At 59.1% G+C, this 445-nt stretch carries 1 protein-coding gene; it reads right to left on the bottom strand.

Annotation, left to right across the window (positions count from 1 at the left end; all coding sequences use genetic code 11):
* On the bottom strand, positions 1–283 hold a 283-nt coding region (locus ACU8YE_RS25295), incomplete at its 3' end, for a hypothetical protein (protein ID WP_446930324.1).
* Positions 284–445: the final 162 nt, after the last annotated feature.

The following is a 445-nucleotide window of genomic DNA, read 5'->3' as shown; positions in this document are numbered from 1 at the left end:
CCAGATAGCAGCCGAATAAGAAGAGTAAAACGCCCAGTATACGGTCGACGGTACGTGAGGCCAGCTGACGAGAGGCGAAGTCGGTGGCAGCGCTTCCCAGCAGGCCGAAACTCGTGACGCCGATGGCGCCAAGCACCAGACCTGCCCCAGAGACAAAAGCCCAACCGTGGTTCTGCTTTTGACCGTGAACTGCCGCGTTTGCGTTGAGGATCATGACGGGACTGATAGCAGCAACGAGCACCAGGTACCAGACGCTGCCGAGCAGCGCGACAAAGGAATCCATGGGCGTCTCCTGGGGGGTTCCAACGGTAGTCGACCTGCGATGAACACCTCCTACCCTCTCACAGCGATTCTGTGCAGAGCATGTTTCGGCTGCACGCCATACGGGGAGACAATAGGTATCATGCCCACCTACCGTGACCAAGCCGTCGTTCTGCGCACGCAC

It is taken from the genome of Ralstonia sp. VS2407 (assembly GCF_052950655.1).
Note: the sequence above shows the minus strand (reverse complement) of the source record. Positions and strands in the feature narration are given on the sequence as shown.